Origin of the sequence: Pedobacter sp. (assembly GCF_035566355.1) — a bacterium.
Lineage (GTDB): Bacteria > Bacteroidota > Bacteroidia > Sphingobacteriales > Sphingobacteriaceae > Pedobacter.
This window is the reverse complement of record NZ_DATMRL010000055.1, coordinates 1-4,719: the sequence shown is the minus strand read 5'-3', so window position 1 is coordinate 4,719 and position 4,719 is coordinate 1. Positions and strand designations below refer to the sequence as shown.

Annotated in this window: 6 protein-coding genes and 1 pseudogene; 6 read left to right on the top strand and 1 reads right to left on the bottom strand. The window is 41.2% G+C overall.

From position 1 onward, the window contains the following. Positions 1–244 precede the first annotated feature (244 nt). The 5 genes from VNZ46_RS02020 to VNZ46_RS02000 all read left to right on the top strand — a co-directional run bounded on the left by VNZ46_RS02020 (position 245) and on the right by VNZ46_RS02000 (position 3,516). On the top strand, positions 245–724 hold the full coding sequence (locus tag VNZ46_RS02020) for a carboxymuconolactone decarboxylase family protein (protein ID WP_325558399.1): 480 nt from the start codon (positions 245–247) through the stop codon (positions 722–724). Positions 725–779: 55 nt separating this feature from the next. Continuing rightward, a complete protein-coding gene (locus VNZ46_RS02015; RefSeq protein WP_325558398.1) occupies positions 780–1,118 on the top strand; it encodes a YciI family protein in 339 nt (112 codons plus the stop codon). Between the two features lie 57 nt (positions 1,119–1,175). Further along, entirely contained in the window at positions 1,176–2,414 is a 1,239-nt protein-coding gene (locus tag VNZ46_RS02010) for an RNA polymerase sigma factor (RefSeq protein WP_325558397.1), read from the top strand. Positions 2,415–2,666: 252 nt separating this feature from the next. Beyond that, positions 2,667–3,167, top strand: coding sequence for a DUF5684 domain-containing protein (locus tag VNZ46_RS02005; RefSeq protein WP_325558396.1), 501 nt, complete (start codon positions 2,667–2,669; stop codon positions 3,165–3,167). A 7-nt stretch (positions 3,168–3,174) separates the two neighbouring features. Beyond that, positions 3,175–3,516, top strand: coding sequence for a DUF2752 domain-containing protein (locus VNZ46_RS02000; protein ID WP_325558394.1), 342 nt, complete (start codon positions 3,175–3,177; stop codon positions 3,514–3,516). A 3-nt stretch (positions 3,517–3,519) separates the two neighbouring features. Here the strand turns inward: VNZ46_RS02000 and VNZ46_RS01995 are convergent, their stop codons facing one another. Then, the gene (locus tag VNZ46_RS01995) at positions 3,520–4,251 is read right to left on the bottom strand and encodes an RDD family protein (RefSeq protein ID WP_325558393.1); all 732 of its coding nucleotides are present in this window, start codon (positions 4,249–4,251) and stop codon (positions 3,520–3,522) included. Between the two features lie 89 nt (positions 4,252–4,340). On the opposite strand from VNZ46_RS01995, the pseudogene VNZ46_RS01990 reads away from it, so the two are divergent. Next, a pseudogene (locus tag VNZ46_RS01990) lies at positions 4,341–4,719 on the top strand (stage II sporulation protein M); the annotation flags it as partial.

Genomic DNA, 4,719 nt, shown 5'->3' with positions numbered 1-4,719 from the left:
AAGTTAAGCCCACCAGAGCCGATGGTACTGCGGTAACACGTGGGAGAGTAGGTCGGTGCCAAATCTTAAAGAAAGCCTGTAGTACATACTACAGGCTTTTCTTGTTTATAGACCTTTTTTACGGATAAATCCAACTGCTTACTCTTAAAAATGGGATATAAAAAAAAATTACTTAATCTGTCCAATTTCTGAGATCTCATTCATTATAGGGGTATAATTCAATAAAATATTAAACTCAAATAAAATGGAACAAAGAATCAATGTTTTCGAAAAAGGCCAGGGCGCGATGAAAGCCTTGTATAGTTTAGGCATTTATCTGGCCAAATCCCCACTGGAGGAGCAACTTTTAGATTTGATTTATTTCAGGGTCTCCCAGATCAACGGCTGTGCTTTTTGTTTGGATATGCATGCCAAAGATTTACGTGCAATTGGTGAGACCGAACAGCGTCTGTATGTACTGGATGCCTGGAGAGAGGCGCCTTTCTATACAGATAGGGAGCGTGCGGCATTGGGCTGGGCGGAAGCGGTTACCAAAATCCCCGGAGGGCAGGTGTCTGATGAAGTATATAAAGCCGCTCGTCAGGAATTTTCGGAAGAAGAGCTAGTTGATCTGACTTTGGCTGTAACGACCATCAATACCTACAACCGGATCAATATTGCATTCAGGCCATTGGTGGGTACGTATACCCCCGGAGCCTTTAAAATTCGTACAGAGCGGATTTAAATTTCGGTTGGATACGAAGTAATTTATATATTCAGTAACCATTAGAAAATTTAAAATGAAAGATTTTGCGTTATTATTCAGACAAGCGAATTACAACTACAGCAAGAACTCTCCAGAAGAAATGGAGGAGATTGATAAAAGATGGCAGAATTGGATTGGCGGTATTGCCGCACAGGGTAAATTAGCCACGGGGGGCTCCCGGCTTGCCGCAGAAGGCACAGTGCTTAAGGCTGGAGGTCTGGTTACCGATGGCCCTTTCGTTGAAATCAGAGAGATCTTAGGAGGATTTATCGTAGTTAAGGCCGATAACCTGGAAGAGGCGACTACGCTGGCTCATGGTTGCCCGGCATTGGATAGCAATGGAAGTGTTGAGATTCGTCCTCTTTTTGTGTAAATTTAGAATTTAAAAAACAGTATCCTCCCTTTCATGGGGTGGATGCTGTTATTCATTATGGGAAAAAGTTCCGAATCTCTACAGCAGCTGTTTCAACAGGAATTTTCAAAAATGGTTGCTGTGATCAGCAAGACCTTTGGTTTGCAACATATTGAGATCGCCGAGGATGTGGTCAGCGAGACCTTTTTACAGGCCACTGAAGCCTGGAAAGTGAAAGGTATTCCTCCAAACCCCACGGCCTGGCTATATGTTGTAGCCAAACAGAAGCTCCTGCATCACTTTAGGAGGAAAAAGATCTATGATGAAAAGGTACTTCCGGAAATCATCTCAGGAAACGTTATGGAGGAGACAGGGGAAGTGAACTTTTCTGTACAAAACATTAAAGATAGCCAGCTGCAGATGCTATTTGCTATATGCACCCCGGTTATCGCAAGTGAGGCTCAGATAGGGCTCGCACTGCGCATTTTGTGTGGTTTTGGAATAGATGAGATCGCAGAGGCATTTTTATCCAATAAGGAAACCATTAATAAAAGATTGTTCAGGGCAAAAGAAAAACTGCGTACCGAAAAAGTGCAGATGGAACTGCCTTCTGAGAAAGAGATCACTAAGCGGCTGGACACTGTTTTGCATATCATCTATTTGCTTTTCAGTGAAGGCTATTATTCACAGACCCAAAACCAGATCTTGCAAAAAGATCTGTGCTTAGAGGCTTTGCGACTAGGGCTTATGCTTACTGAATATGATAAGACGAATTTACCCAAAACAAATGCTTTAATTGCATTGATGTGCTTCCATGCGTCTAGGTTTAGCGCCAGACAACCCAACGCCATAGTTTTATATGAACAGCAGGACCAGGAACTGTGGGACGCAACATTGATCAGTCAGGGTATATACTTTTTAAATCTTTCTGCGCAGGGCGAGGAGCTGAGTTCTTATCATCTGGAAGCGAGAATTGCTTACTGGCATTGCAGAAAAGAAGGAACCCGGGAGAAGTGGGAAGAGATCCTGCAATTGTACAATCGGCTGCTGCAAATTAATTATTCACCAGCAGTAGCCCTGAACAGGACCTATGCTTTGTATAAGGTGAAAGGAAGGGAAGCGGCGTTAGTTGAAGCAGAAAAGCTCAAGCTGGAGAACAACCATTTTTACTTTATGTTGCTGGCGGAACTTTATACTGGCCTTAACCAGCAGAAAGCCAGGCTCTATTTAGAAAGGGCATATGATTTAGCTAAAACGAAGACTGAAAAACAAGGCATCCAGGAAAAGATAGACTTGATTAATCCGTTAAATGCATAGCTAATATTTTGAATTTCATCTTTTTAAGAAAGAGGGTGAATTGATTCGTATTGCTTTTGGTTAGATTCGTTTATACGTCAGATCTCCACTCGGGCTGATCTTCAGAAGATTCATCAGGAAAGTCAGACGGCTGATCCATAGTATGGAGTTAACGTTTATGGTTCTTTTGGTGCCAAATGCTTAAAGAGAGGTAATTAGTTTTGATTTTTCATATAGAATATTATCTTTACTAGAAATTAAAGCTAAAAACCTATGGATTATTCATCACCTTACTCATCAGCAGGAGCCGGAATAGGGCTCGGAGCTGGACTCTTTTACTTATTAGTTCTTGTACTCACCTATGCTGGACTTTGGAAAGTATTCGTTAAAGCTGGTAAACCTGGCTGGGCGGCTATTATACCCATTTACAATGCGATTATTCTGATCGAAATAGTTGGCAAGCCAACCATCTGGATTTTATGGCTACTCATTCCGTGTGTCAATTTTGTTTTTGGAATCTGGCTGGTCAACTTATTAAGTAAAAGTTTTGGCAAGACAGAAGGCTATACAGTAGGGTTGATTATTCTGCCTTTTGTATTTTATCCAATGCTGGGCTTTGGCGATGCCAGATATCTTGGTCCATCTGCAGCAGAGGCCCAGGGTGGTTTTAATGGGGCAAATAATCCTTTTGGTGGGGTGAATAACCCATTCGGAGAAAACAATCCTTTCCAGAATAAAAAAGACGATTCTTCTGATCAGTCGACTAACCTGTAATTTATAGTTGCAATTGCTCAGTCTATATATTTTATCCGCCTGGACCTCATTTTTGGGAAAGGCGGATAGTTTTTTTATACCCTGCCCGTTTAAACATCTGACGGGTTATGATTGTCCGGGCTGTGGCTTCCAGCGCTCCTTATTAGCGCTTTTAAAGGGCGATTTTAAAGATAGTTTTTCTCTGTATCCTCCAACTGTTCCCCTTCTGTTCACCGTCGTCATTGCATTGGGTGCCAATTACTGGTTTAAAAACCGAAGCAAAAGCATTATTCAGATATTGTATATGATTACCGGGTCAATCATCCTGGTTAATTATCTATTTAAGATCTATTCAGGGAGGCTTGTTTAAAGGTTAATCTACTTTGGAAGTCAGTTGCTTATAATCTTTAACAACTGTGGTTAAAAAATCGAGTTGGTTCATCTCCGGAGGTGGTGTAATAGAAAGATGTTTTCCAACCCGGGAAGCCATGCTATAGATGAGATCAGGATTCTGGGTTTTGTAATACGTGCTGATCACTTCGTGGATCAGTTCCACATCCCTGTCTGTAAGTTGCTCTATATTGCTGAATACAGGCGTATATGCCTCTTCAACAGGCTGAAGGGCAATGTGCTCAAAAGTAGTATGGGGAACAGTCTTAATGACGGTGGTACCAGCAACGATATCTCCAATCCTTTGTTTCTTATCGCTTATAGCAATAAGGATTAAACCCAGAACCTGACCTGTGAGTACAAAGTCTACCAATCTGAATACCCAACGTATGAAATACTGGCCCATGGTGGGTTGGGCACCATTTACACTAATCACTCTAATTTTCATCACTCTTTTTCCAAGTGTCTGACCATTCATAAAGATTTCGCAGACCAGTGTATAAAAAATATAAGCTGCTGAATAAAGAATAATAAGCGTGTATAAAATGGCGGGAGTATTGGTGATCCCACTGATAGATCCAAAGAAAAAGAACAGTATGGCTAATCCGAAAAAAATGGCCAGATCTACCAGTCTGGCGGCGATACGCTCCCCCAGACCTGCAAGTGGGTAGTCAATGTCAACGTGTTGGCTTGTGTTTACCTGTATTGTCTCCATAAAGACCAAATATAATGTTGATGTCCAATTTATTGTTGAAAAAATGTTTTTTTAGTTATTTTAACAAAAAATTACATCTTGCATAATGTATGAGAGAGGCATTGTTCGTTAAACAGAATTCGGAAAAATGGAGGTCCTATGAGCAAATGCAGTCTTTAAATCCTGACGAACTTGCTGATCGCTTTGTTGACATCACCAATGATCTCGCGTATGCGAAGACATTTTATCCTAAATCAAAGACCACTGCTTACCTGAATGGAATTGCCTCTTTGCTGCATCAGTCGATTTACAAAAATAAGAAGGAAGGTACTGCAAAGTTTGCCGATTTTTGGAAATCGGAACTGCCGGTTCTTTTTTATACCTACCGGAGACAGTTGCTATATGCTTTCCTGTTTTTTGTATTGTCGGCCCTTATCGGTATACTTTCTGCGAAATATGATGACAGTTTTGTAAGACTGATCCTGGGGG

Excerpts from the sequence above, each read along its gene's own strand:
- VNZ46_RS01995 (WP_325558393.1), bottom strand. The coding sequence starts at position 4,251 with ATGGAGACAATACAGGTAAACACAAGCCAACACGTTGACATTGACTAC.
- VNZ46_RS02015 (WP_325558398.1), top strand. The coding sequence starts at position 780 with ATGAAAGATTTTGCGTTATTATTCAGACAAGCGAATTACAACTACAGC.
- VNZ46_RS02010 (WP_325558397.1), top strand. The coding sequence starts at position 1,176 with ATGGGAAAAAGTTCCGAATCTCTACAGCAGCTGTTTCAACAGGAATTT.
- VNZ46_RS02020 (WP_325558399.1), top strand. The coding sequence starts at position 245 with ATGGAACAAAGAATCAATGTTTTCGAAAAAGGCCAGGGCGCGATGAAA.
- VNZ46_RS02005 (WP_325558396.1), top strand. The coding sequence starts at position 2,667 with ATGGATTATTCATCACCTTACTCATCAGCAGGAGCCGGAATAGGGCTC.